Here is a 25894-nt window from a genome sequence, read left to right as displayed (position 1 = left end):
AAATATGAAAAAGGAATACAGCAAGCCTGCATTGGAAGTTCTGGATGTTAAAATGACTATGGCTGGACCTGGGATCGCTATTGCCGACTCCTTCCAATCGGATCCGGAAGAAATCGTTAATCACTCCTAGTTTTGCTTGGCAACATCCCGGCCCTCATCCCTCTTAGCTTGCTGGAGGGGGATAAGGGCTATCCTCACATCACCGGCAGGCAGCCGGGTGAAATTGATAAAGGTGGAGTGAACCGTATGGCGAGCACAGTGCAATGCCTGGGGTATAAGGCTTTTGGTCTGCAAATTCTCAGTGAATTCCCCTTGCCGGAACTTCCCCGTACGGAGCAGCCCGGAAGGTTGGGCAGCGTATCTGTTGTGGAGGCTGATTTGTCTGAGCGCTGGGAGGCGATACCGAAGATTTCACGGAATCTGGGTATGGCAGAGCAAGAAGTGATGTTCATGGTTAAAGGCACAGCTGTCTTTTCCATACAGAATGGCAGCACCATTACCGTATCTCCCGCAGTCCATGCTGATCCGGATAGCATCCGCCTGTTCATTCTGGGCAGCTGCATGGGTGTTCTTCTGATGCAAAAAGGCGTATTGGCTCTTCATGGAAGCTCACTTGTTCTGGAGAATAAGGCTTACGCGCTGGTCGGGCGTTCGGGAGCGGGCAAATCTACGCTTGCCTCCTATTTAATGGATCAGGGACATCTCCTGGTCAGTGACGACGTTATTCCCGTGTTGGTGCATAATGGAACTCCATTAGCTGTTCCAGGTTATCCGCAGCAGAAGCTGTGGCAGCAAAGCCTGGACTATTTGGGAATGAATTCGTCTGCATACCGCCCGTTGTTTAAGCGGGAGACCAAGTTTGCCATACCCGTTTATGACCGGTTCCAGACTGAACCGCTGCCGCTTGCAGGAATATTTGAATTGTCCGTACAGGACGGGCCGGTGTCAGTGGAGGCTATCAGCGGCTTGGAGAGGCTTCATACCTTATATAATCATACTTACCAAAAAGCGCTGGTGGACCCCATGGGGGTCAGGGAATGGCATTTCAGTATGCTGGCCTCATTCGTTAACCGGCTGCCGATGTACCGGCTGACCCGTCCGGAGCAGGGCTTCAATGTACCGCAGCAGACGGAGCTGATCTTTGAGACGATTACCCAAAAGGTGAAGGAGATGAAAATATGAATATGGATACAGCAGCAGTCCTGTCCCTTGATTCGGTTCTGGTTCAGCGGGAAGGCAATATCGCCAGTGACATGGATGGCGAGAAGGTGATGCTGAATGTGAAGAACGGTAAGTATTACAACCTTGGCGAGGTCGGGGGCGAGATCTGGGAAGCCTTGGCTTCACCGGTGTCCATCCGCCGGATTGCCGAGATCATGCAGGAGATCTTTGAGGTTCCGGCGGAGCTGGCACAGCAGGACGTAGTTGATTTTGTGCAGAATCTGCTGAATGAGGATCTTGTCGCCATCGTCAACGGGCCATGATTACCCTCCGGCGCATCGGTTTACTGCTGAAGTATGACAAAGCCGCGCTGGCGCTGATTCCTGAGGCGTTATGGCGGCTTTTCCTGGTTAGAATCCAGCTGCTATTTCCTTTTGCCAAGACGGCTCCGCAGCTCGGGGTGAAATCCCTGGAGACTCCGGCGGTATCCAAAGACACGGATATTCCCCGCATTCAGCAGATCACGAAGGCCATTCGGGTGATCAGCCGCTATACGCCCTGGAAAAGCACCTGTATGGTCAGAGCCGTAGCCGGTCTGAAGATGCTGGAGAAGCGGGGGATTGAGAGCACCCTCTATATGGGGGTGGCGCGGGATAAGCAGGGACAGATGATTGCCCATGCCTGGCTGCGAAGCGGGGCGTATTATGTCTCCGGTGATGATGCCATGCAGGGATTCGTGGTTGTGGAGAAATTCGCCAAAGTGTTACAAGCTGAGTGATCGAGGTGGGCCCATGCAAGCGATAATCTATTATTTCCGGCAGCTTCAGCGCTTGTCGGGAGCTAAACTATATCTCAACTTGTCCGGTATGGTGATCAGTGGTCTGCTGGAGAGCTCTGCCATATTGCTGCTTGTACCTATGCTGGGTATGGCTGGTATTCAGTTAGGCGGCACAGCCACCACCGGTCTTCATCTTCCGATGCTTGGCTTCATCTCCGAACTGCCGCAGACCACGGCGCTCCTGCTGGTGCTTGGCAGTTATGTATTGATTGTGCTCTGCCAGAATCTGATCTCACGGTCCGTGGCCATCCGCAATGTGGAGATTCAGCAGACCTACGGCAGACAGCTGCGTTATGAGGTATACAGCGCGTTGCTGAGGGCCGAATGGTCTTTTTTTCTGAAAAAGCGCACCTCCGATCTGATCAACGTGATGACCACGGAACTGGCCAGAGTGCTTGCCGGCATCAGCTGCTTCCTGCAGTTTCTTACCTCGCTGCTATTCACGCTGGTGCAGATCGGCTTCGCCTTCTGGCTGTCCCCCAAGATGACGCTCTCCGTACTCGTCTGCGCTGTCCTGCTGTCCCTGTTCTCCCGCCGCTTCATTCGTAAGGCTAAGAAGCTGGGCAGCCGCAGCACGGAGCTTGGCAAGACCTACTTGGGCGGAATTACGGATCAGCTGAACGGAATCAAGGATATCAAAAGCAATAATCTGGAGCATTCCCGGCTGGAGTGGCTGCATGCCTTCACCGGAGAGGTGAAGCAAGAGCAACTGGACTATACCCGCCTGCGTTCGAACTCACAGCTGCTGTACAAGTTGTCCTCTACACTGCTGATTGCCGTGTTTATCTTTGTCTCCTTCCGGTTTATGCAAGCAGAGGGTCCTAATCTGCTGCTGGTTATTCTGGTATTTACCCGGCTGTGGCCGACATTCTCTACCCTGCAGTCGCTGATGGAGCAGCTCGCCTCCGTACTGCCCTCCTTCAAGCAGCTGCAGCTGCTGCAAGACGAATGTCTTGCCGCTGTGGAGCATGACCGGGTGGAAGGCGGGGAAGCTGTAGCCCCTATGATCTTGAAGCATAGTCTTGAAGCTAGAAATGTTGACTTCCGCTATCATCCGCATGAATCGGAGTATTCGCTTCAGAACGTAAATGTCTTGATTCCGGCCCGGAAGATGACCGCCATAGTTGGACGTTCGGGCGCCGGGAAGAGCACGCTCGTTGATCTGCTCATGGGACTGATGCAGCCGGAGACCGGCGAGATCCTGGCTGACGGTGCGCCTATCACAGGTGAGAGGCTGCTGTCCTACCGGAGATCCATCGGGTATGTTGCGCAGGACCCTTTTCTGTACAATGCGACCATCCGCGACAATCTGACGATGATCAAGCCGGATGCGGAGGAAGCGGAATTGTGGGAGGCGCTGGAGTTTGCGTCTTCGGCTGACTTTGTCCGCAAGCTTCCGGATGGACTGGATACGCTGCTCGGCGACCGCGGCGTACGCCTGTCCGGCGGGGAACGGCAGCGTCTGGTGCTCGCGCGCGCGATTATCCGCAAGCCGTCCATCCTTGTGCTCGATGAAGCGACAAGTGCGCTCGATACCGAGAACGAGAAGCGGATTCAGGAGGCGCTGGAGCGCCTGAAGGCTTCCGTGACGGTCATCGTCATTGCCCACCGCCTGTCCACCATCCGGGGAGCTGATCAGATTCTGGTCATCGACCAGGGACGGGTGATCCAGCAGGGGATATACAGCGGCCTGGCTTCAGAGAAGGGCGGCATGTTCAGCCGTCTGCTTAGCGGGCAGGAGGAAGCAATATAGGGGAGGGGCTAATTAGCCCCTCCCCTATATTGTCTTTGGCCTACGCTGGACGTCACTGCGGTGGAGCTTAATGAAAAACAGATGCGGATACGAAGAAAAAGACGTGCCGGAGAGCACGTCCAAGGAAAAGGCGTTAGCTTATTACTTGAAACAAATCGAAAAGTTAGGCTTAACGGTTCAAGTGACGTCCCCCGAAACGAGCTGATTTTTAAAAAAATCGCTCAAAGATTGGGTTAGGGGGACTTTTTGCGCCTTTAAGAGTAAGTTTATCCCGAAAGAGTTACTTTTAAAACACGGGCTAAGCTCATGCCTACTAAAGCCTGCGTTTATTTTCGTATAAAAATGCAGCATTTCGCCGTTCTCAAGCGGCTTTGCAGGATTATTCTTGTATTTTGTACAACAATCCTCCCGCAAACCCTGCGATCCAGAAATCAAAGTTGCAAAACGTACAACATTTCTGCCTATATTGCTTACTTAAGGTTACACTTATGTCCGCATTGACTCGATTTTGCCGGCAATCAATCAGAAGTGAGGGTTTTTAGTGTTTAAGGGTTTAAGTGTCTATTCCGTTAGTCCCGCCCGCAAGTCCCAGCAGTCTGCCCAGTCCCGCCAGCGATTGACCGGCAACTCGCGTGGTTGTTGAGTAAAGTGCGGTTACCGCATCCCGCTCGTTATACCCGTTTCTCTGCACCCGTCATCTTCCGCCAGCTCCACAGGAAAGGACGCAGGGGGAAATACAAGAAATGCAGCACCTCCGGCAGCGGCAGTGTCTTCGCATCCGCTGCGTAAGGATACATAAAGCCGGTTACATAGAGCACCTGATGCCAGCGGGATAGAATCGCCGGCTGATAATATTTATAATGACGCTCGACCTCCGGCTCCAGCGGAGGGTTGTGCAGATTGACCATCCGTGCCACATAGAACAAGGCGCGCTGCGCTAAACTGCGGGCTTTGGGTTGGTCCGTCAGAGCGGACAGTCCGGGCTCTATCTCTGCGTCCAGCAGACCGGCTGCCAGAATAAGTGCCTGTCCGCCTACAGCGCTGTAATTGTAGCGCCGCAGCAGCCGGGTCAATACAGCGGAGTCCGGCTGCTGCAACAGCAGCATTTTGATGTCCAGCAGCCATCTCAGCCGGGACCATCCATGTCTGGCTCCATGGGCAGCCAGGAACAGGAACAGATCCTCCTGGCCCAGATAATGGACATTGCGGCCGAATGGGCTGCTTGTCCGCGCATGCTTCCACAGGGTATCGAAATCGGGTTCTTTGGATGGCCCCGGGCTTAATCTCCAGTGTACCTCCGCCTTGATCTTACTGACCGGATGATTGAATGTAGTATGATGCTCACGCCATTTCCAGTCTCCGAGTATGCTCTCGAACGTCTCTTCCTTCACATACCCCAGACGGATCAGCAGGGCTTCCGTATCCTGCAGCTGCGCCATCGGCACCAGGAAATCAAGGTCCCGTGAGGTCCGCAGCGAGATATCTCCGTACAACGCCTGCGCAAGCACCGGACCCTTGAGGAACAGGCAGCGGATATTCAATTCGGCCAGCTGAGTGCCGAGATTACTCATTTCACCGCTGAGCTGAAGCATCTGGACGGTATTGCGGCGATATTCCATTTTTATCCGCTCCAGGACGCTGGCAGGAATCACATCCCCATCCATCCGGCTGAGCTTCGGGTACAAATATGGATATACCCGGTGATGCAAGGTAAGCCGCAAGAATACATCCCAGTCCAGGCCCGTGAACAGTTGCGGATTCTGGTGTGCCGTTTCATTGATATTCTCAGAAGTTAAAAGCGCAAGAAGAAGTAATGTTTCCTTAGATAAGCTCCCCTTATCGAGGGTAGGCCGTTCACTCATAGAGACTCTCCTTACTTGGCTTTGAACAGATCCGCACCGGATTTGTTCAAAGATAAGAATATATATGCCTGACGCATTAAAATGTCCTTATCTTTCCCGCTTAAACGGATACCGTCCTTCACAGGAAGGCTGGCCGTTTCTACTTGTATTTAGAGAATGATATTAGTGAGCGTACCATCGTTAACAGAAATCTGTCAATTTAATCTGGCGATGTCATCCTGATAGGCGCTGTGCATCTGCTCAGCCGGCAACACTCTTGACGCTACGGTGCCTGTTACCCCTATAATGCTAGGATAAGAGAGAAATTATAGTTAGGGGAACTGCTGAGCGATGGTGCTGTTGGGAGCTTTGGTGAATGGAGTAGCTATTATTATCGGAACAATGCTGGGGAAGCTGCTGGAACGCATACCGGAGAGCATGAAGAATACGGTGATGAACGGGATTGGACTGGCGATTGTCGTGCTTGGGGTGCAGATGGGCCTCAAAAGCGGGAATTTCCTGATTGTCATTCTAAGCCTAGTGATTGGAGCGGTAGCTGGTGAATGGATCAACATTGAGGACAAGTTCACCCGTGCAGGGAATTGGCTGGAGCGCAGAGTGGGGGCAGGCGGACAGGGCAGCATCTCGCTGGGATTCGTTACGGCAAGCTTGGTGTTTGTTGTCGGTGCAATGGCTATTCTCGGAGCGCTGGACAGCGGCATCAAAGGTGATCATCAGATTCTGTATACCAAAGCGATTATGGACGGATTCATTTCGATTATTCTGACCTCGACGTTGGGGGTAGGGGTTCTGTTCTCGGCCATCCCTGTTGTTCTATATGAAGGAATTATTGCTCTACTCGCTACACAGATCACCCGGTTTGTGCCTGATGCGCTGTTAAATGACATCATTGCAGAGATGACCGCTGCGGGCGGCATTATGATTATGGCAATCGGCCTGAATCTGCTGGGAATTACCAAGATCAAGGTAGCCAATCTTCTGCCCGGCATTCTTGTGGCTGTGCTGCTAGTCGTGCTGGTGCAGGGATTTCAACTGAATTGAGGGAACCTGGGCGATGAACGGGCATGTGCATTGCCGGACCGTTATTTGATAGTGATGGCGATTTTGCCCTGAACCAGCCGGCCTTCACTGAGCAGATGTGCGCTGCGCAGTCCTTCTGCAGTGAGCGGGAAGGACTGGCCGATTAGCAGCTTCAGCCGGCGCTCGGCCGTCAGCCGGGCCAGCTCGGCTAACTGAAAAGGGTCGGCGGCGGGAGTGAGGTACGCTGCAGTGATGTCCCCGGCCGCCGCTTGTACCGGGTCAGGCCGCTCCGCAGTGGAGATCAGCCTCCCGCCGCCTGCAAGAACTGCGAAGCTCCGGTTCAGGATGAGACCTCCGGCGGTGTCGATTACAACATCTATGCTCTGGCCGAGAATGGCGGCGAAATCCTGCTCTTGGCAGTCTATCGCCTGGTCGGCCCCGATGCCCCAGACCAGATCAAGCTCATCGCCGCTTACCGTCGTAATCACGGTAGCTCCCCGGAGCTTGGCAAGCTGTATAGCCAAGCTGCCTATACCTCCCGCACCGTCATGAATCAGCACGCGGTCCCGGCTGGAGACCTTGGCACTGGCCAGTGCCTGCCAGGCGGCAAGTCCGGCAGCCGGCAGAACCCCAGCTGCTTCAAAGGATAAGCCCGGGGGAATCGGCGCCAGCTCCTGACCGTGTGCCAGTGTATATTCCGCGTAGGCACCGCCTTCCATAACCTGCATCAGCCCAAACACCGCATCACCCGGTTTGAACCGGCTTACTCCACTGCCTGTACTCACTACCACTCCGGCAACGTCTATTCCGGGGATTAGCGGAAAGGATGCAGTATGACCGCTACCAGCGTACAATAAGCCTTCCCTGACCTTCATGTCCGCCGGATTAACAGAAGTCGCATACATTTCAATCAGAATTTCTTGATCACCCGGAATGGGAACAGGGATATCAAGCTCTATTAAGTTTCCAGCGGGGCCGAACTCAAGAATGGCGATGGCTTTCATGGATGGTATGCCTCCTATTACTGCGTGCTGATCAGTTTATACATACTATACTTTTGCAGATTTATTTAAAAGATAAGAATTTATATCCCCTGCGCATGAATTATCCTTATCTTTATCCTTATCTTTCTCGCTGAAACGGTACCGCCCTAAAAAAAGACGGAAAAGCCGTTACTGCTTAATCAAAACCATTAGGTAGCGCTGTGGAACTATGCTAGAATATGACTCTAAAGTGCTGAGAAAGAGGAGGAATCCCCTGACAATGAACACTGACTGGAAGAAAAATATTGCCTTTTTCCTTACCAGCCAGACCGTCTCGCTATTCGGGTCTTCACTGGTCCAGTATGCGATTCTCTGGTATATTACCCTGAACACACAGTCCGGAGTCATGATGACGTTAGCGATTATCTGCGGATTTGTGCCGATGTTTCTGCTGTCGCCCTTTGCAGGCGTCTGGGCAGACCGTTACAGCCGCAAATGGCTGATTGTCCTCTCGGATTCCATTATTGCAGCTTCGACGCTGGTTCTGGCGATATTGTTTCTGCTGGGATACGACCAGATGTGGCTGCTTTTTGTGGTGTCTGCCCTGCGGGCGCTTGGAGGCGGAGTGCAGACACCGGCTGTAGCGGCCATGCTGCCGCAGCTGGTGCCGGAAGACAAACTGACCCGGATCAGCGGAATCAACGGCAGCATTCAGGCGATGGTAATGCTGCTGTCCCCGATGCTGAGCGGAGCCCTGCTGAGCATGGCAAGTATTGAAATTATATTTTTCATCGATGTGATTACTGCTGCAGTGGCGGTTATGACGATGTTCTTCTTCGTGCAGGTGCCGCTTCATGCCAAAGCTGCTGCAGAGCAGACTCTCAGCTATTTGAGTGATCTGCGCCAGGGCTTCAGCTATATCCGGCAGCATGCTTATATTAGAAGCTTTTTTATTTTCTGTGCTTTTTTCTTTGTGCTGGCGGCCCCGGTGTCGTTTCTGACTCCGCTGCAGGTTACGCGAACCTTTGGCGGGGATATCTGGCGGCTGACCGCCATTGAGATTACGTTCTCGATCGGGATGATGCTTGGCGGGCTGCTGATGGCCGTCTGGCCGGGGTTCCGGAACCGGGTTCATACGATGACCCTATCGGCCCTTGCCGTCGGGTTATGTACGTTTGCGCTGGGTGTAATTCCGGTCTTCTGGATTTATCTTGCCGTAATGGGGCTGGTGGGACTGGCGCTGCCGTTCTTCAATACCCCCTCCACAGTTCTGCTGCAGGAGAAGGTGGAGCCGGATTACCTGGGCCGGGTCTTCGGGGTGCTGGGTATGATTTCGAGTTCTATGATGCCGCTGGGCATGCTGGTCTTCGGGCCGTTGGCCGATCTCATACAGATTGAATGGCTGCTGATCATTACGGGAATGCTGCTGTTTATCCAAGGCTTTTTCCTGCTGGGTAATAAGGTGCTTATCGAGGCAGGCAAGCCTGCTGCTGTTCCTGGTGTTGAGGCGGGGAATGCCGGAGGAAATGAGTAAGATCTGCCGGTTGCTCCGGAATCGCATGAATGTTTGTACAAAAGATTGAAATCAAGGAGTACAGTACTGTAGAATTGCACTATGTAAGATAAACGTTCTATATATCAGATTTAACCAAGAAGGGGATTGTATCGTTTGAATAATGAAGAAGTAATCCAAGAGCTGCCAGAGAATTATGAGGAACTGAAGAAAGCCGCCGGCCGCTCCGCAGATTGGAGAGCGCGTCTTGAAGCAGTGGAAGAGCTGGGCCGCTACAACCACAAACAAATTATTGATATCCTTAATCGTCTGATGATCAGCGATCCTGTATATACCGTTCAAGAAGCCGCGTACAACAAGCTGAGAGCCTTCGGCGAAGAGGTCAAGGTTCCGTCGAAGAACAAGGCCGAGCTGTTCAGAGGGGTATCGAAGATTATTCTGCGGATTAAGAAGAGTCTTCCGAAAGACCATTCTTACGAAGAGTTCAAAGAGAAGCTCAAGAAGATGCGGATTGACGTCTACGATGCCTACGAAGGCGAGAAGGGCGAGAATTTCGATGAATGGCTGGAGAAAATGTGGGTTTCGGCTACCAAATAGGTAGAGCACAGCAAGCGGAGAGATGGGGGGTCCTTCCTTATCGATCCGCTTTTTGGTGTGATAAGTGGAAGGATTATGAGTATTGGAAGGATGCTGTGGACTGGGAGTCATTTCCACCAGGGGGATGATTGCGGACCGGCTGCGGGAAGAAATTCATAAGTATAAAAGCCTGCCGGCTCCCAACCGGGATGGCCGATGATGTTCATACAGGTGCACTGTAAGCCGGCATTTGCTATATAACTATTTCACTCAAGAAAAGGATGATTTCATGCTTACTCCTAAATTTCAGGAATTCCTGGAGCTGTCCGCGCATTTGCGGCCCGGCTACACCGCCAGTCTGGGCAAGGCCCAGGCAGGAGGTAGTGCCGCTATTTCAGAGTATGCCCCCGAGGTTCCTCTGATTTTACAGGCAATCTATGACACTGTTCTGGGAACGGGCAGCAGCGAAGAGGACCCCAGCCTGGTTGAATTCATTCCGGGCTACCGGCTGATTCATATCGGGGAATACGGCCAGGAGGTGGCGCTACTGTCAGGTATCCTGCAGGAGAAGGGCTATGCCGGCGGCGGGGTCGTGCTGCCGCTGCTGACGAACTACGGCAGTGATTTTATCTGCTACTACCGGTCTGAGGATGGGGTCGAGCGGGTATGCGACCTGCTGCATGACTACGGCGATTTGGTGACCATGTATGATTCACCGGAGAAATTCCTGGAGACCCTGTGCGAATTCTATAAGCAGGAGGTATATTTCCTGGATGAAGAGGGCTACCTGGACTGTGATCTGGTAACGGAAGGCGAGGTAGGCGCGACACTGAATCCGGATGCGAAGTACTGGTCGGAGTAAGAAGCTGCAGCTCTGGATTATTTGGCATATATTCAATTGTTTTGCAGGGCCCTTCCCTTTCGGTCCGTCTAAAGGATGAGAGGATGAGGAAGGGAAGGGTGACTGCACATGCAATTTCTATTCAGGAACCGGAACGGGCAGCTCAGAGCAGGCTGGGAGATTTTATGTGTCGGCGGGGCTATTGCGCTTCTAACGGTAATTGTCTCCTTTGGTCTATCGCTGCGCGTGGGTTCCACAGGACTATTCGATCCGGACGGCTGGGTGCGTGTCTTCAAATCTACAGCCATCTATTCGTTTATTGCCGTGTGTTATACGGTACGAATAATACATAAGCGTCCGCTGTCCAGCATTGGACTGTCCAGGCCTGACGGCAAGAGATTCGCTGCCGGCTTCGCAGGCGGAGCACTGCTGCTATCCTCCATTCTGCTGGTGCTATGGGGTCTGGGGAATGCTTTGGTTCAGGGAGAGTGGTCACAGCCCCGGTTCGGACAGCTCGATGCGGCGGATATTGTGATTACGGCACTGCTGGCCGGAATCTGCGAAGAGGTGATATTCAGAGGATACCTTCAGCAGCTGCTGTCCTCAAGGCTCGGTATTCCGGCCGCAGTGGGCCTGACCTCCATCTTATTCTCGCTTGCCCATATGGCGAATCCCGGATATAGCTGGATCAGTGGACTGAATATCGTGATTATCGCTTTAATCTTCTCTTGGGTTACTCTCCGGACAGGCAATTTGTATGCTGCGATGGCGCTGCATATTTCCTGGAATCTGTTCCAGGGCTACATATATGGCGTTGCGGTGAGCGGGAATACGCCCAAAGGGATCTATTCGATATCCTTACAAGGAAATGATCTGCTGACCGGGGGCAAGTTCGGCCTGGAAGGGAGTCTGGTCACCACACTTATTCTTGTCATTCTGTATACAGCGTTGCTGCTTCTGTCCAGCGGCAAATGCGGTACAAGGATACAGAGACGGGAAGGTTCGATTCGTATTCGATAGAGCTTAAGGCTGTCTTGAGGTAAAAGCACAAAAATCCCCGTTCCTACGTCACTGTAGGAACGGGGATTTTATTGTTTCCGCTAGTTAGAAACTGCCCTTACCGGCGCGCTTCCAATCAACAGGAGCCAGCCTGCTGCTGCCGGCCAAGCTGCTGCCTACTCTTGCGCAGCCTTCTTCTCCTGCTCACGCAGCTCGATTCTGCGGATTTTGCCGGAGGTTGTCTTCGGTAGATCCGTAATGAATTCGATTTTGCGCGGGTACTTGTAAGGTGCAGTCTGTTCCTTGACATGGGACTGCAGCTCTTTGGCCAACTCCGGTGTGCCGGCATGGCCGTCCTTGAGCACGACAAAAGCTTTGACGACCGAGCCGCGGATCTCGTCAGGACTGGCTACCACTGCGCATTCCTTGACCAGGCTATGCTTCATTAATGCTTCTTCTACTTCAAACGGCCCGATGGTATAACCAGAGCTGATGATGATATCATCCCCGCGGCCTTCGAACCAGAAGTAGCCGTCCTCATCCTTGCGCGCCCGGTCGCCGGTTACGAAATACTCCCCGTGCGAGCAGTTTGCTTTGCGCTCCGGATCTTTGTAGTAATTCTGGAACAGGGCAGGCATGCTCAGATGCACGGCGATATCACCTACGACCCCGGCAGGAAGCGGATGTCCTTCCTCATCGATTACTTCAACAATACCGGGAGCGATTGATTTACCCATGGAGCCGACACGGATCGGCTCATCCTTCAGCGCCGCGATGATCAGGGTGCTCTCAGTTTGTCCATAGCCGTCGCGGATCGTAATATCGAAGTGCTGCTGGAAGGTGTGAATAACTTCCTGATTCAGCGGCTCACCGGCGGATACCGCACAACGCAGATTCGACAGATCGTACTGGGCGAGGCCTTCAGTTTTGGCCATCAGACGGTACTCTGTAGGTGTGCAGCACAATACCCCGATCTTCTCATCCTGCAGCAGCTGAAGATAACGGTCCGGATGGAAAGGGCCATTATAGACGAAGCCGGTAGCCCCGTTGCCGAGTACAGTGAGGAATGGACTCCAGATCCACTTCTGCCAGCCCGGCGCGGCCGTTGCCCAGACAGTATCCGATTCACGGATATCCAGCCAGAGGGAAGAGGTGATCCGCAGATGCGCATATCCCCAGCCGTGGGTATGGACTACGGCCTTCGGGTTGCCGGTTGTGCCGGAAGTATAGGCCAGGATGGCGATATCGTCCCGGCGGCTGGCAACCGCAGGGAAGGAGTCGGATTGTCCGTCCATCAGGCCTTCCAGGTCTACCCAGCCGTTGCCAAGCTCAGCTTCGCCGACAGACAGGCGATAGTCCAGTGAAGGCAGATCTTCGGCGATCTTGTTTACTTCACCGGTAACCTCCGACCAGACAATGACCGCGCGGGCTTCGGAGTGGCGCAGCCGGTAGGACAGATCCTTGGCCCGCAGCATTTCAGAAGATGGAATAACGGCAAGTCCCAGCTTCAGGCAGGCCAGATAGATGACGTAGGCGATAATGCGGCGTGGTACCATAACCAGGACACGGTCCCCTTGCTTCAGACCGAGACCTGATAGCCCCCCGGCCAGACGGTTAGCCTGAGCCATAAGCCGTCCATAGGTGATTTCTTCGAAATCCCCGTTCTCTTGTAACCATTTTAGGGCAACCTTATCTTCAGGATGCTGCTCCATTTCCGAAGTGAGATTGTAGAATTCAGGTGCGATCCAGCGTTGATTATCCAATTGAACCTCTCCTATGCAAACATGATGATGTATCTGATAAATATAGTATAGCACGTTCTCCTAGTACCAGATGCTAAATCGCCATAACGGTACCGAAGAATGTTCTGTGACAGCTTTTATTTTTGATCCTAAGGTTCCGGTAGGCGCATCTATGGACTAGGCCCATCAGATGATGCCTCCGGGTATCTTTTATATAAGCAGGTCCAGACATGTCTAATGTAGCTTCCGATGAAGTTATTCAGACAGGAATTACGGGTAAAATAAAGAGCAAGACGCTTCACACAATAGAAACAGCAGAAAGCGGGCAGCAGAAAATGAGCAATCAGTCGCCAATCAGCGGAACAACCTTTGATGAGATATTCGCCATTATGGAAGCTTCTTTTCCGGTAAGTGAGATCAGAACCTATAGCGGGCAGCGGGCTTTGCTGGCGAATCCGAATTATCACCTGTATACCGACAAGGATGCAGAGAACCGGACGCTCGCTTTTATGGCCGCCTGGGAATTCCCTGAATTGCGGTTTGTTGAGCATATTGCCGTTAACCCGGATATACGGGGCGGGGGAATCGGCAAGAAGCTGATGAACCGCTATATCAGCCGTTCGGACAAGCCGGTGGTGCTAGAGGTGGAGCCGCCTGAGGGGGAAATGGAACAGCGGAGGATTGGATTCTATGAGCGGCTGGGCTTTTATCTGAATCCGTACCCTTATGTGCAGCCGCCGCTGCGCGCGGGTCAAGCTGATCTGCCGCTGCGCATCATGACCTATCCCCGGCCAGCTACTCTGAAGGAATTCCAGCGGTTTAGAGATATCCTGTACACCGAGGTGTATCAGATTACGGTCCCGAACAGACGTTAACCCCTGGTGCAGATTCGGAATTACTTCTTTACAATCCGGATACAAGTTAGAAACAAGTTAATGGTTTAATGAATCTATAGCAAGGGACACTACAAACAACACACACACAAGGGAGACGATAATAATGAAGAGCAAAAAAATGATCATAGCAACCATGGTATTCGGAATGGCTATTACGGGTTCAGCAGGTGTATATGCAGGAACGAATATGCAGAAGATCAGCGCGTACCTGAACCACAGCATCGGCTTCAAAGTAAACGGAGCGGCTTACACGCCGGTAGACGGCAATGGCAAAACACTGTCACCAATTACTTATAATGATACAACTTACCTTCCGGTCCGGGCGCTGGCGGATGCACTGAAGGTGCCGGTAACCTTCAATGCTTCTACTAACCAGGTTATTCTGGGCAGCGGAACGGCAACACCAACACCAGATAACGGTTCTGCTATAACTTTAACGGCAGTACAATACAGTGCAGCGCAAAAAGAACAGATCACCAAGGCGTTCGCTAACTTCGAAGGCTTCGAGACCGCTTATGCTCCGGCACAGATGATCAGCGGCGATGCGTTCCAGAAGGTTGTAGGCGGCGATGACGGCGTGAGCTTCCTGTTCAATAAAATGCGGGTGAATGTATCACCGCGTGACTATTCTTACGATTATGACGGAACTACCGTGAAGCTATCCAACGGAACTGAAGCGAAATGGTACACACCTTCAGATACAGCTATGCTGACCTTTGCGCTGGCAGACCGGTTTGTAACGATCAGCTCACCTGACAAAACACTCAGCAAAGCACAAATCGAGAAAGTAGCCGTAAGCGTTGCGAAGTTGAATAAATAATCACTACTGCTTCTATAGAGATAGAACACACAGAGAAATCTTCAGAAGCATATTTATAGCATGTTCTCATAGTAAAAAGGGATGTCCGCAGAGCCAGCTGAACTGGTCCTTGCAGACATCTCTTTTTGATATACAGCTCTTGCTGAATGTTGTAGCCTATTTATTGGTGCTGTGCTGTTTGTTCGCAAGGCGTGCGCCCGGTGTTCCTTTGCCCCGGTTTCTGTTCTTCAGCGCTTTCCGCTGATTCTCCTGGAATTTCTCCACGAATTCATGAGTGTCCATTACGGCGGTCCTCCTAAAAGTTTGCTCAGCTTAACCCCAGTGAATATACATTGAACAAAACTCACTCCGGAAGCATAAGCTTCAGTGTTGTTAAGCATAGCTATGAAAGCATACGCTTACGTTTGGTGTAGTTAATTTATCCACTTCGGACTCTTCTCATGCATGCTTATTTCTTTCGAATGTAACCAACCTCACAGACATCAGGACCCCAAAAAGCGCAAAGTAAACTCATAGTTTACTTAATTACATTGCGGTGCAGATTGAGGGGGCGAGACTGTGGGAAGCGTCGAACGCAGAATGAAAGAGAAGGAGATTCGCAGGAACGACATTATAGAAGCAGCGGAGACAGTCTTTTTTGCCAGAGGGTATCAGAATACGACCATGGATGACATTGCTACAGCGGCAGAGTTCAGCAAGAGAACGCTATATGTATATTTCAACAGCAAGGAACAGCTTTACTTTGAGATCATGATCAGGGGCTATAGATTGATGCAAGGGATGCTGCAGCAGGAATTGCTCGAGACGAAGACCGCTAATGCCATAGAAAGCCTTATGCAAATGGGCGAGGTTTTTTACCGTTTCAGCAAAGTGCACCCGGAATACTTCAAGGCCATTATGGAATACGAGACCGCAGAGATTGACTTCGATAGGGGAATCACGGACGCCTCCAGAGAGGAATGTTATGCCTTGGGTGAGACGATGACAGAGTACTTAATCGGGCTAACCCGCAAAGGGATAGAAGAGGGCGTAATCCGTACAAGCCTGAATCCAGTCCAAACCGCGCTGGTGCTGTGGTCTTGTGTGATCGGTGTTTTGAATACAGCGCGGAAGAAGGGGAATTATCTCAGGCAGATGCATTCGACAACACCGGATGAACTCGTAATGGCAGCCTTCCATCTGATGCTTGAGTCTATAAAAGTCTAGAGGAGCGGGTCCATTGAAAGGAAAGAGGCGCATTAAAATATTGAAGCTAATTATTTCGCTTATTGCCGGGCTAGTCCTTGCCGTGTTTGCCTTATTAATGCTCTTTAGCGGGGTCTTCAGACAGCAGCATTACTTGCAGCCTTGGAAGCCGGGCTACTCCGCAGCTATGACAGATCCCAGATTGAGACTGGCCGCACATGGTCTGCTGGCTGCAAGCGGGCATAATATGCAGCCTTGGCGGATCAAGCTGGATCAGAAGAATGATAAAGTGTTTACGCTATATGCCGACAACAGACGTCTGTCTCCGGCGGTCGATCCTGAAGCAAGACAGTTCATGATTTCACAGGGAACCTTTCTGGAATATGTACGGATTGCAGGACAACAGCTGGGTTATCAGGTAGATATCAAACTGTTTCCTGAAGGCGAGTATGATGAGAGCAGACTGGAAGAGAGTATGGCTAGCAAACCAGTTGCACGTCTTACGCTCAATAGCATAAGTCTGGTGAGCCAGCCGCCGCTCTACAATTATTTGTTCCAGCCGGATACCAACAGGGGACCTTATACTTCCGATAAGCTCAGCCTAGCTCAATTGAAGGGACTGCAGAGTATTAATGATATCAGCGGTCTACATATGAATATTGCTCAGGATCCAGGCAATATGAAGATATTGGGGGACTATGCCGTGGAGGCGGCAGTAATAGAGGCTGGTGTAGATTCTGTGATGCAGGAATCCGCACGGATCTTCCGTGCCAATGAACGGGAGAAGAATCAATTCCGTGATGGATTCTCTGTAGAAGGACAGGGGACTAGCGGTATTATGCGCCATATCCTTCAGGGTGCAGTAACTCTGTTTCCATCCATGAACGAAGGGAAAGCCGCTTCGAAGCAGTTTATCAACTCCACAACGGCTTCGGTCAACAGCACACCTGCGTACGCGCTAATTATCAGCGATGACAACAGCCGGATCAGTCAGGTCCGGAGCGGCATGCTCTACAGCCGGTTAACCTTGACCGCCCACCTCGAGGGGCTGGCGATGCAGCCGTTAAGCCAGGTGCTGGAGGAATATCCGGAGATGAGTGTGCTGTACAGCGGAATTCACAGCGTGTATGCCGCTCCAGGTCAGACGATTCAAATGCTGGCTCGTGTGGGTACTCCGCTTAAGACAGCGCCGCTTAGCATGAGGCGGGATGTGCTGGAGCTACTGGACAATAATTAAATCCGTAAATCTGCTAGAGATAGGAACAAGCCTTCACTCTGTGGATATTCTCTATCCTGTTGGATCAAATCCGTGAAGAACCTGGAGTTCAAGGTAATGTACAAAATAGTTTCAAAAAAATGCTTGCAATCACAATCCATACATGATATATTCTATTTCTGGCCGCGAAACATCAACGCCGAGCTCGAAAAGAAGTTGAAAAAAAGAGCTTGCATTGATCGGTTGGATGTGATATATTATAAGAGTTGCTGGTGACGCGGTAGTCGTTGCTGACAACGAGCTTGATCTTTGAAAACTGAACAACGAGTGAGTACCTGGAGATCGCTTCGGCGAGATCCAAAATAGAGAATGAAAATTCTCGTCAGATGTTTCAAAATGAGCAATCGCTCTTTCTAAAACCAATTTGGAGAGTTTGATCCTGGCTCAGGACGAACGCTGGCGGCATGCCTAATACATGCAAGTCGAGCGGAGTTCATTTGAAAGCTTGCTTTCAAATGAATTTAGCGGCGGACGGGTGAGTAACACGTAGGCAACCTGCCCTCAAGACTGGGATAACTACCGGAAACGGTAGCTAATACCGGATAATTTCTTTCCTCTCCTGAAGAGAGAATGAAAGGCGGAGCAATCTGCCACTTGGGGATGGGCCTGCGGCGCATTAGCTAGTTGGTGGGGTAACGGCTCACCAAGGCGACGATGCGTAGCCGACCTGAGAGGGTGAACGGCCACACTGGGACTGAGACACGGCCCAGACTCCTACGGGAGGCAGCAGTAGGGAATCTTCCGCAATGGGCGAAAGCCTGACGGAGCAATGCCGCGTGAGTGATGAAGGTTTTCGGATCGTAAAGCTCTGTTGCCAGGGAAGAACGTCCGGTAGAGTAACTGCTACCGGAGTGACGGTACCTGAGAAGAAAGCCCCGGCTAACTACGTGCCAGCAGCCGCGGTAATACGTAGGGGGCAAGCGTTGTCCGGAATTATTGGGCGTAAAGCGCGCGCAGGCGGTCATTTAAGTCTGGTGTTTAAACCTTGGGCTCAACCTGGGGTCGCACTGGAAACTGGGTGACTTGAGTACAGAAGAGGAAAGTGGAATTCCACGTGTAGCGGTGAAATGCGTAGATATGTGGAGGAACACCAGTGGCGAAGGCGACTTTCTGGGCTGTAACTGACGCTGAGGCGCGAAAGCGTGGGGAGCAAACAGGATTAGATACCCTGGTAGTCCACGCCGTAAACGATGAGTGCTAGGTGTTAGGGGTTTCGATACCCTTGGTGCCGAAGTTAACACAGTAAGCACTCCGCCTGGGGAGTACGGTCGCAAGACTGAAACTCAAAGGAATTGACGGGGACCCGCACAAGCAGTGGAGTATGTGGTTTAATTCGAAGCAACGCGAAGAACCTTACCAGGTCTTGACATCCCGATGAAAGCATTAGAGATAGTGCCCCTCTTCGGAGCATCGGAGACAGGTGGTGCATGGTTGTCGTCAGCTCGTGTCGTGAGATGTTGGGTTAAGTCCCGCAACGAGCGCAACCCTTGACTTTAGTTGCCAGCAGGTAAGGCTGGGCACTCTAGAGTGACTGCCGGTGACAAACCGGAGGAAGGTGGGGATGACGTCAAATCATCATGCCCCTTATGACCTGGGCTACACACGTACTACAATGGCCGGTACAACGGGAAGCGAAACCGCGAGGTGGAGCCAATCCCAGCAAAGCCGGTCTCAGTTCGGATTGCAGGCTGCAACTCGCCTGCATGAAGTCGGAATTGCTAGTAATCGCGGATCAGCATGCCGCGGTGAATACGTTCCCGGGTCTTGTACACACCGCCCGTCACACCACGAGAGTTTACAACACCCGAAGTCGGTGGGGTAACCCGCAAGGGAGCCAGCCGCCGAAGGTGGGGTAGATGATTGGGGTGAAGTCGTAACAAGGTAGCCGTATCGGAAGGTGCGGCTGGATCACCTCCTTTCTATGGAGAATCGTTTCCTGCAACGGAAACATTCAAATCGGAAGTATTACTTCCAAAACTCAGGTTTAGGCCTGTTACTCACTCGTTGGTCAGTTTTGAGAGTTTAAGCTCTCATCTTTAAACGGTCTGAATTTTCGAACATCACAGTCGTGATTGTCCCGAAATTTCAGCACCTTGATCCTTGAAAACTGGATACCGAAACGAATTTGCGTTTTAGAACATCTTTTAGCTGAAACTTGTGTAAGCAAGTTGAAATAGTTATTAGTCATGCTGAGCGATGGTTTTGGATTATGAGCGACTTTTGGCTTTAAACAGACTAGCGGACGGATTCATCCGGAAGCGCTGTTTAAAACAAGATGAGCGAATGAGCCAATACCGGAGCGATTGGTTAAGCTAATAAGAGCACACGGAGGATGCCTAGGCGCCAGGAGCCGACGAAGGACGTGGCGAACAACGAAACTGCCTCGGGGAGCTGTAAGCAAGCTTTGATCCGGGGGTGTCCGAATGGGGAAACCCAGCTGTGGTAATTCGCAGTTACTCGTATCTGAATACATAGGATACGCAGAGGCAGACCAGGGGAACTGAAACATCTAAGTACCCTGAGGAAGAGAAAACAATAGTGATTCCGTCAGTAGCGGCGAGCGAACGCGGAACAGCCTAAACCAAGGGGCTTGCCTCTTGGGGTTGTGGGACGTCTCACATGGAGTTACAAAGGAATATGGTAGGCGAAGAGGTCTGGAAAGGCCCGCGATAGAGGTAAAAGCCCTGTAACCTAAACTGTGTTCTCTCCGAGACGGATCCCGAGTAGTGCGGGGCACGTGAAACCCCGTATGAATCCAGCAGGACCATCTGCTAAGGCTAAATACTACCTGGCGACCGATAGTGAAACAGTACCGTGAGGGAAAGGTGAAAAGCACCCCGGAAGGGGAGTGAAATAGAACCTGAAACCGTGTGCTTACAAAAAGTCAGAGCCCTATTACTGGGTGATGGCGTGCCTTTTGTAGAATGAACCGGCGAGTTACGTTTAACATGCAAGGTTAAGTCGAGAAGACGGAGCCGCAGCGAAAGCGAGTCTGAATAGGGCGAATGAGTATGTGGACGTAGACCCGAAACCGTGTGATCTACCCCTGTCCAGGGTGAAGGTGCGGTAACACGCACTGGAGGCCCGAACCCACGCATGTTGAAAAATGCGGGGATGAGGTGGGGGTAGCGGAGAAATTCCAATCGAACTCGGAGATAGCTGGTTCTCCCCGAAATAGCTTTAGGGCTAGCCTCGGTGAATGGAGTGGTGGAGGTAGAGCACTGATTGGGTGCGGGGCCCGCAAGGGTTACCAAGCTCAGTCAAACTCCGAATGCCATTAACTTCTTGCCGGGAGTCAGACAGTGAGTGCTAAGATCCATTGTCAAAAGGGAAACAGCCCAGACCATCAGCTAAGGTCCCCAAGTGTGTGTTAAGTGGGAAAGGATGTGGAGTTGCACAGACAACCAGGATGTTGGCTTAGAAGCAGCCACCATTGAAAGAGTGCGTAATAGCTCACTGGTCGAGTGACTCTGCGCCGAAAATGTAACGGGGCTAAACACACCACCGAAGCTATGGCTAGATACTTTGTATCTGGGGTAGGGGAGCGTTGTATGTGGGTTGAAGGTGTACCGTAAGGAGCGCTGGACAGCATACAAGTGAGAATGCCGGTATGAGTAACGAAAAGATCAGTGAGAATCTGATCCGCCGAAAGCCCAAGGTTTCCTGAGGAAGGCTCGTCCGCTCAGGGTAAGTCGGGACCTAAGGCGAGGCCGAAAGGCGTAGTCGAAGGACAACAGTTTGAAATTACTGTACCACCGTAATCCGCTATGAGCGATGGGGTGACGCAGGAGGGTAGTGACGCGGACTGATGGATATGTCCGTCTAAGCAGTGAGGCTGATGTGTAGGCAAATCCGCACATCAATAAGGCTGGGCTGTGATGGGGAGCGAAAATTGTAGTAGCGAAGGTCATGATCTCACACTGCCAAGAAAAGCCTCTAGCCAGGAGAAGGTGCCCGTACCGCAAACCGACACAGGTAGGCGAGAAGAGAATTCTAAGGCGCGCGGAAGAACTCTCGTTAAGGAACTCGGCAAAATGACCTCGTAACTTCGGGAGAAGAGGTGCCTCGGTAGGGTGAATAGCCCGAGGGGGCCGCAGTGAAAAGGCCCAAGCGACTGTTTAGCAAAAACACAGGTCTGTGCGAAGCCGCAAGGCGAAGTATACGGGCTGACGCCTGCCCGGTGCTGGAAGGTTAAGGGGAGTGGTTAGGGGCAACCCGAAGCTGTGAACCGAAGCCCCAGTAAACGGCGGCCGTAACTATAACGGTCCTAAGGTAGCGAAATTCCTTGTCAGGTAAATTCTGACCCGCACGAATGGCGTAACGACTTGGGCGCTGTCTCAACGAGAGATCCGGTGAAATTTTAATACCTGTGAAGATGCAGGTTACCCGCGACAAGACGGAAAGACCCCATGGAGCTTTACTGCAGCTTGATATTGAATTTGGGTACGATCTGTACAGGATAGGTGGGAGCCGTAGAGGCAGGAGCGCAAGCTTCTGCGGAGGCGCCGTTGGGATACCACCCTGATCGTATCTAGGTTCTAACCTAGTACCCTAAGCGGGTACGGGGACCGTGTCAGGCGGGCAGTTTGACTGGGGCGGTCGCCTCCTAAAGAGTAACGGAGGCGTTCAAAGGTTCCCTCAGAATGGTTGGAAATCATTCGCAGAGTGCAAAGGCATAAGGGAGCTTGACTGCGAGACCTACAAGTCGAGCAGGGACGAAAGTCGGACTTAGTGATCCGGTGGTACCGCATGGAAGGGCCATCGCTCAACGGATAAAAGCTACCCTGGGGATAACAGGCTTATCTCCCCCAAGAGTCCACATCGACGGGGAGGTTTGGCACCTCGATGTCGGCTCATCGCATCCTGGGGCTGAAGTAGGTCCCAAGGGTTGGGCTGTTCGCCCATTAAAGCGGTACGCGAGCTGGGTTCAGAACGTCGTGAGACAGTTCGGTCCCTATCTGTCGTGGGCGCAGGAAATTTGAGAGGAGCTGTCCTTAGTACGAGAGGACCGGGATGGACGTACCGCTGGTGCATCAGTTGTTCCGCCAGGAGCATGGCTGAGTAGCTACGTACGGACGGGATAAGCGCTGAAAGCATCTAAGCGTGAAGCCCCCCTCAAGATGAGATTTCCCAACTAGTAAGACCCCTTGAAGACGACGAGGTAGATAGGTTGGAGGTGGAAGTGCAGCAATGCATGGAGCTGACCAATACTAATCGGTCGAGGGCTTATCCAAATTTCTTAGAGCGCAGATTCGTTTCGGATTCAGTTTTCAGGAATCAATTCCTGAAGCATTTACGCTGTAAATGCCCGTTTGGTGGCGATAGCGGAGGGGTTCCACGCGTACCCATCCCGAACACGACCGTTAAGCCCTCCAGCGCCGATGGTACTTGGACCGAAGGGTCCTGGGAGAGTAGGACGCCGCCAAGCGGACAATCCACACACATTGTGGTATTTTTTTTGCCCTTATTAGTTAAATTGGTGTATGAGAACGGGCCTTTAGCTCAGCTGGTTAGAGCGCACCTCTGATAAGGGTGAGGTCAGTGGTTCGAGTCCACTAAGGCCCACCATATTCCCTGATAGCTCAGTTGGTAGAGCACTCGACTGTTAATCGAGTTGTCACAGGTTCGAGTCCTGTTCGGGGAGCCATCTGGAGAGGTGTCCGAGTTTGGCCGAAGGAGCACGATTGGAAATCGTGTAGGCGCCACAAGCGTCTCGAGGGTTCGAATCCCTCTCTCTCCGTAGCTTTACCTTCTCTGTATAGGGATGAGAACCCTAAGTGGTTCGTTGGAGCATAAGCTTCGATAGCAACAGCTTCGCAATCTCGTAACGAAGTGAAGAGTATCCCTCTCTCTCTCCGTAGCTTTACCTTCTCTGTATAGGGATGAGAAAAACAATTTTAAACAGCATGGCTCGTTGGTCAAGGGGTTAAGACACCTCCCTTTCACGGAGGTAACATGGGTTCGAATCCCATACGAGTCACCAATTTCTTCTTCGATTAATGGGATGAGAATTCCCTGGGTTCGTTGAAGCATAGGCATCGTAAGGAATACATCGCAATCTCGTAACGGAGTGGAGAGTATCCCATACGAGTCATACATGGAGGCTTAGCTCAGCTGGGAGAGCATCTGCCTTACAAGCAGAGGGTCGGGGGTTCGAACCCCTCAGCCTCCACCATCTATCTTTAACAGAATAGATCTTTAACATTGACGCGGGGTGGAGCAGCCCGGTAGCTCGTCGGGCTCATAACCCGAAGGCCGCAGGTTCAAATCCTGCCCCCGCAATTAATTTGGAACCGTGGTGTAGTTGGCCTAACATGCCTGCCTGTCACGCAGGAGATCGCGGGTTCGAATCCCGTCGGTTCCGCCATTTTTATTGTATGAAGGTATCAGGGATTGAGCATCCTATATCTCGAAGTATAGAGTATCCACCCGATTCCGTAGTGTCTGCTAATTATTAATATTGGGGATTAGCCAAGCGGTAAGGCAACGGACTTTGACTCCGTCATTCATAGGTTCGATTCCTATATCCCCAGCCATTTCATTTATGTTTATTTCTCTTATGAGAGCCATTAGCTCAGTTGGTAGAGCACCTGACTTTTAATCAGGGTGTCGAAGGTTCGAGTCCTTCATGGCTCACCATTTTCTTATAAAGTGTGCGCGTGTGGCGGAATGGCAGACGCACCAGACTTAGGATCTGGCGTTTCACGACGTGGGGGTTCAAGTCCCTTCACGCGCACCATGTTTTTGCGGACGTGGCTCAGCGGTAGAGCATCGCCTTGCCAAGGCGAGGGTCGCGGGTTCGATTCCCGTCGTCCGCTCCATATAGATTTTGCGCCCTTAGCTCAGCTGGATAGAGCGTTTGACTACGAATCAAAAGGCCGGGAGTTCGAATCTCTCAGGGCGCGCCATTTATAACTTCATTGGATCATCAAAGTGTCCCCAGATTCGAACGAGTTCGTTGGAGCATAGACTTCGATAGAATAACTTCGCAATCGGATGCGAAGCATCCGTATCTCTCAAGGCGCGCCATTATTACTTTGCAGTATAGCTTTTATATTTACGGGATGTAGCTCAGCTTGGTAGAGCACCTGGTTTGGGACCAGGGGGTCGCATGTTCAAATCGTGTCATCCCGATATTTCACCTTTGCGGGTGTAGTTCAATGGTAGAACTTCAGCCTTCCAAGCTGATAGCGTGGGTTCGATTCCCATCACCCGCTTAAATAATAGTTGCAGAAACCCTTGATATTCAAGGGTTTTTGTTTGTTTTATTCCAGGGACACGACAGGTTGATGCTGTTGTGTTTTTTTAGTGTGGGGCGGAAGTGTTACTTACTAAAAATACATAGTATATGCTGGTGGCCGCCCTATGGGCTGGTAATGCTATATTTTGCAGACAGCCATGTTTATATAGACCTGTTATATTAGAACTATGGAAGTACAGGCACTATTTACTTGGAAGTTGAGGAGCATTTATTATGACAGACAAAGTAATACGGATCTTCAAGATTATTAACGCCATCCAGTCGAATCCCGGGATTACGGCTGCGGATCTGGCATTCCGGTGCGAGGTGAATATTAGAACGATTTATAGGGACCTGGATGTGATCAGTCATTTTGCACCGGTGATGAATGAGGGGAGAGGAACGGGGTATAAGTTTATGGGGAAATTCTTCTTATACCCGCTGGATTTCTCCGAGCAGGAGGCGATGGCTTTCTCTCTGTTGCCCTCCGTGCTGGCTCCCGGCAAAATCCCCCCAGGTTTTCTATCTGCCTTTGACAAAGTCATGGGCACACATCTGAAGGAGAAATCCAAACAGAATGGAATGCTTGAGAATATTTCAGATATTATTCAAATGGGCAAGCCTGCGTACCGCAAGGAGAGCCGGAATTTCCTGCAGCCGCTGATCGGGGCGATTATGGAACAACGGCGGATTCGTACGGTCTATCACTCGCAATTGCGGAACGAGACAACGCAGCGGGAGATTGATCCTTATTATTTGATTCCGCGTGACCAGAGATTCTATCTGATTGGCTATTGCCACCTGAAGAGGGCAATCCGCACGTTTCGCATCAGCCGTTTTCAGCAGGTTGAGGTGACGGATACCTCCTTCGACAAAAGGGATTTTAATATTAAACAGTATCTGAAAAACACCTGGTCGATCGACCGGGGCAATAAGAATACGACCTTCAAAGTGCGGTTTCATCCGGAGGTAGCACGTTACATCAAAGAAGAGGAATTGTTCGTTCATCCACGGATGACCGACGAAGAAGACGGAAGTCTGCTGTTTGAAGTCACTGTCAATAATGACAAGGAATTTATCAAGTGGATTCTGCAATATGGTCCCAACGCCGAGATTCTTGAGCCGGCATCCGCGAGACAGGGACTGAGGCAGCAGCTGGAGCAGTGGATGAATGTGTATTATTAGGGAA

Annotated in this window: 20 protein-coding genes, 14 tRNA genes and 3 rRNA genes; 32 read left to right on the top strand and 5 right to left on the bottom strand. The window is 51.6% G+C overall.

The features are described 5' to 3' along the window. Positions 1 to 4 precede the first annotated feature (4 nt). The 5 genes from MKZ24_RS00515 to MKZ24_RS00495 all read left to right on the top strand — a co-directional run bounded on the left by MKZ24_RS00515 (position 5) and on the right by MKZ24_RS00495 (position 3752). Positions 5 to 130, top strand: a complete 126-nt coding sequence (locus MKZ24_RS00515; protein WP_042232634.1) for a paeninodin family lasso peptide — start codon at positions 5 to 7, stop codon at positions 128 to 130. Positions 131 to 246: 116 nt separating this feature from the next. Beyond that, the gene (locus tag MKZ24_RS00510; RefSeq protein WP_340780952.1) at positions 247 to 1182 is read left to right on the top strand and encodes an aldolase; all 936 of its coding nucleotides are present in this window, start codon (positions 247 to 249) and stop codon (positions 1180 to 1182) included. 2 nt (positions 1183 to 1184) lie between these two features. Continuing rightward, complete coding sequence (locus MKZ24_RS00505) at positions 1185 to 1484, top strand: lasso peptide biosynthesis PqqD family chaperone (protein ID WP_042241519.1); 300 nt, start codon at positions 1185 to 1187, stop codon at positions 1482 to 1484. Then, complete coding sequence (locus tag MKZ24_RS00500) at positions 1481 to 1939, top strand: lasso peptide biosynthesis B2 protein (protein WP_042133659.1); 459 nt, start codon at positions 1481 to 1483, stop codon at positions 1937 to 1939. The genes MKZ24_RS00505 and MKZ24_RS00500 overlap by 4 nt, the downstream gene beginning before the upstream one ends. 13 nt (positions 1940 to 1952) lie before the next feature. Next, a complete protein-coding gene (locus tag MKZ24_RS00495; protein ID WP_042232636.1) occupies positions 1953 to 3752 on the top strand; it encodes an ABC transporter ATP-binding protein in 1800 nt (599 codons plus the stop codon). Positions 3753 to 4305: 553 nt separating this feature from the next. Here MKZ24_RS00495 and MKZ24_RS00490 read toward each other — a convergent pair. Both MKZ24_RS00490 and MKZ24_RS00485 read right to left on the bottom strand, forming a co-directional pair. Then, the gene (locus MKZ24_RS00490) at positions 4306 to 4443 is read right to left on the bottom strand and encodes a hypothetical protein (protein WP_156122929.1); all 138 of its coding nucleotides are present in this window, start codon (positions 4441 to 4443) and stop codon (positions 4306 to 4308) included. Further along, positions 4424 to 5614, bottom strand: a complete 1191-nt coding sequence (locus tag MKZ24_RS00485; RefSeq protein ID WP_340780949.1) for a nucleotidyltransferase domain-containing protein — start codon at positions 5612 to 5614, stop codon at positions 4424 to 4426. Before MKZ24_RS00485 ends, MKZ24_RS00490 begins: the two co-directional genes overlap by 20 nt. A 330-nt stretch (positions 5615 to 5944) precedes the next feature. Here MKZ24_RS00485 and MKZ24_RS00480 point away from each other — a divergent pair, with 330 nt between their 5' ends. Beyond that, positions 5945 to 6655 carry a DUF554 domain-containing protein gene (locus MKZ24_RS00480; protein ID WP_042232639.1) on the top strand — a complete coding sequence of 237 codons (711 nt, stop codon included), beginning with the start codon at positions 5945 to 5947 and terminating at the stop codon, positions 6653 to 6655. 41 nt (positions 6656 to 6696) lie between these two features. On the opposite strand, the gene MKZ24_RS00475 is transcribed toward MKZ24_RS00480, so the two are convergent. Continuing rightward, on the bottom strand, positions 6697 to 7638 hold the full coding sequence (locus MKZ24_RS00475) for an NADP-dependent oxidoreductase (protein WP_340780946.1): 942 nt from the start codon (positions 7636 to 7638) through the stop codon (positions 6697 to 6699). Positions 7639 to 7897: 259 nt separating this feature from the next. Between MKZ24_RS00475 and MKZ24_RS00470 the strand changes: the two genes are divergently transcribed. The 4 genes from MKZ24_RS00470 (at position 7898) to MKZ24_RS00455 (ending at position 11567) form a co-directional block, all read left to right on the top strand. Continuing rightward, on the top strand, positions 7898 to 9151 hold the full coding sequence (locus MKZ24_RS00470) for an MFS transporter (RefSeq protein WP_042232642.1): 1254 nt from the start codon (positions 7898 to 7900) through the stop codon (positions 9149 to 9151). A gap of 135 nt (positions 9152 to 9286) precedes the next feature. Continuing rightward, on the top strand, positions 9287 to 9727 hold the full coding sequence (locus tag MKZ24_RS00465) for a HEAT repeat domain-containing protein (protein ID WP_039306501.1): 441 nt from the start codon (positions 9287 to 9289) through the stop codon (positions 9725 to 9727). Between the two features lie 268 nt (positions 9728 to 9995). After that, positions 9996 to 10568, top strand: coding sequence for a hypothetical protein (locus MKZ24_RS00460; RefSeq protein ID WP_042232645.1), 573 nt, complete (start codon positions 9996 to 9998; stop codon positions 10566 to 10568). A gap of 108 nt (positions 10569 to 10676) precedes the next feature. Then, positions 10677 to 11567 carry a CPBP family intramembrane glutamic endopeptidase gene (locus MKZ24_RS00455; RefSeq protein WP_042232647.1) on the top strand — a complete coding sequence of 297 codons (891 nt, stop codon included), beginning with the start codon at positions 10677 to 10679 and terminating at the stop codon, positions 11565 to 11567. A 155-nt stretch (positions 11568 to 11722) separates the two neighbouring features. Here MKZ24_RS00455 and MKZ24_RS00450 read toward each other — a convergent pair whose 3' ends face one another. Then, complete coding sequence (locus MKZ24_RS00450) at positions 11723 to 13258, bottom strand: acyl-CoA synthetase (protein ID WP_042241523.1); 1536 nt, start codon at positions 13256 to 13258, stop codon at positions 11723 to 11725. Between the two features lie 365 nt (positions 13259 to 13623). Between MKZ24_RS00450 and MKZ24_RS00445 the strand changes: the two genes are divergently transcribed. After that, on the top strand, positions 13624 to 14163 hold the full coding sequence (locus MKZ24_RS00445) for a GNAT family N-acetyltransferase (RefSeq protein ID WP_340790020.1): 540 nt from the start codon (positions 13624 to 13626) through the stop codon (positions 14161 to 14163). Between the two features lie 124 nt (positions 14164 to 14287). Next, positions 14288 to 15004 carry a stalk domain-containing protein gene (locus MKZ24_RS00440; RefSeq protein ID WP_042232648.1) on the top strand — a complete coding sequence of 239 codons (717 nt, stop codon included), beginning with the start codon at positions 14288 to 14290 and terminating at the stop codon, positions 15002 to 15004. A 156-nt stretch (positions 15005 to 15160) separates the two neighbouring features. Here the strand turns inward: MKZ24_RS00440 and MKZ24_RS00435 are convergent, their stop codons facing one another. Further along, positions 15161 to 15286, bottom strand: a complete 126-nt coding sequence (locus MKZ24_RS00435; RefSeq protein ID WP_076248006.1) for a DUF4023 family protein — start codon at positions 15284 to 15286, stop codon at positions 15161 to 15163. 276 nt (positions 15287 to 15562) lie between these two features. Between MKZ24_RS00435 and MKZ24_RS00430 the strand changes: the two genes are divergently transcribed. From MKZ24_RS00430 to MKZ24_RS00335, 20 genes are all read left to right on the top strand, one after another. Further along, positions 15563 to 16210 carry a TetR/AcrR family transcriptional regulator gene (locus tag MKZ24_RS00430; RefSeq protein WP_052415974.1) on the top strand — a complete coding sequence of 216 codons (648 nt, stop codon included), beginning with the start codon at positions 15563 to 15565 and terminating at the stop codon, positions 16208 to 16210. A 40-nt stretch (positions 16211 to 16250) separates the two neighbouring features. Then, positions 16251 to 17426 carry an Acg family FMN-binding oxidoreductase gene (locus MKZ24_RS00425; RefSeq protein WP_231637767.1) on the top strand — a complete coding sequence of 392 codons (1176 nt, stop codon included), beginning with the start codon at positions 16251 to 16253 and terminating at the stop codon, positions 17424 to 17426. 400 nt (positions 17427 to 17826) lie between these two features. Continuing rightward, positions 17827 to 19384, top strand: a 16S ribosomal RNA gene (locus MKZ24_RS00420). 386 nt (positions 19385 to 19770) lie between these two features. After that, a 23S ribosomal RNA gene (locus MKZ24_RS00415) occupies positions 19771 to 22699 on the top strand. A 77-nt stretch (positions 22700 to 22776) separates the two neighbouring features. Further along, positions 22777 to 22893: ribosomal RNA gene (gene rrf / locus MKZ24_RS00410) — 5S ribosomal RNA — on the top strand. Together the 16S, 23S and 5S rRNA genes with 14 tRNA genes alongside form the textbook arrangement of a ribosomal RNA operon. Before the next feature lie 63 nt (positions 22894 to 22956). Then, positions 22957 to 23033, top strand: a tRNA-Ile gene (locus MKZ24_RS00405). A gap of 3 nt (positions 23034 to 23036) precedes the next feature. Next, positions 23037 to 23112, top strand: a tRNA-Asn gene (locus tag MKZ24_RS00400). A gap of 3 nt (positions 23113 to 23115) precedes the next feature. Then, positions 23116 to 23205: transfer RNA gene (locus MKZ24_RS00395), tRNA-Ser, on the top strand. A 168-nt stretch (positions 23206 to 23373) separates the two neighbouring features. Continuing rightward, positions 23374 to 23448 (top strand) — tRNA-Glu (locus MKZ24_RS00390). Between the two features lie 116 nt (positions 23449 to 23564). Further along, positions 23565 to 23640: transfer RNA gene (locus tag MKZ24_RS00385), tRNA-Val, on the top strand. A 33-nt stretch (positions 23641 to 23673) separates the two neighbouring features. Then, positions 23674 to 23747, top strand: a tRNA-Met gene (locus MKZ24_RS00380). Positions 23748 to 23754: 7 nt separating this feature from the next. Beyond that, a tRNA-Asp gene (locus MKZ24_RS00375) sits at positions 23755 to 23832 on the top strand. 94 nt (positions 23833 to 23926) lie between these two features. Then, a tRNA-Gln gene (locus MKZ24_RS00370) sits at positions 23927 to 24001 on the top strand. A 27-nt stretch (positions 24002 to 24028) separates the two neighbouring features. Next, positions 24029 to 24104 (top strand) — tRNA-Lys (locus tag MKZ24_RS00365). A 16-nt stretch (positions 24105 to 24120) separates the two neighbouring features. Further along, positions 24121 to 24204, top strand: a tRNA-Leu gene (locus MKZ24_RS00360). Between the two features lie 7 nt (positions 24205 to 24211). Then, positions 24212 to 24286: transfer RNA gene (locus tag MKZ24_RS00355), tRNA-Gly, on the top strand. Positions 24287 to 24296: 10 nt separating this feature from the next. Beyond that, positions 24297 to 24373, top strand: a tRNA-Arg gene (locus MKZ24_RS00350). 152 nt (positions 24374 to 24525) lie between these two features. After that, positions 24526 to 24599: transfer RNA gene (locus MKZ24_RS00345), tRNA-Pro, on the top strand. A 12-nt stretch (positions 24600 to 24611) separates the two neighbouring features. Further along, positions 24612 to 24682: transfer RNA gene (locus MKZ24_RS00340), tRNA-Gly, on the top strand. Positions 24683 to 24939: 257 nt separating this feature from the next. Further along, positions 24940 to 25890, top strand: coding sequence for a helix-turn-helix transcriptional regulator (locus MKZ24_RS00335; RefSeq protein WP_042232652.1), 951 nt, complete (start codon positions 24940 to 24942; stop codon positions 25888 to 25890). Positions 25891 to 25894 lie beyond the last annotated feature (4 nt).

The sequence above is a fragment of the Paenibacillus sp. FSL R7-0297 genome, assembly GCF_038009025.1.
Classification (GTDB): Bacteria; Bacillota; Bacilli; order Paenibacillales; family Paenibacillaceae; genus Paenibacillus_AQ.
This window is presented reverse-complemented; position numbering and strand designations above follow the sequence as displayed.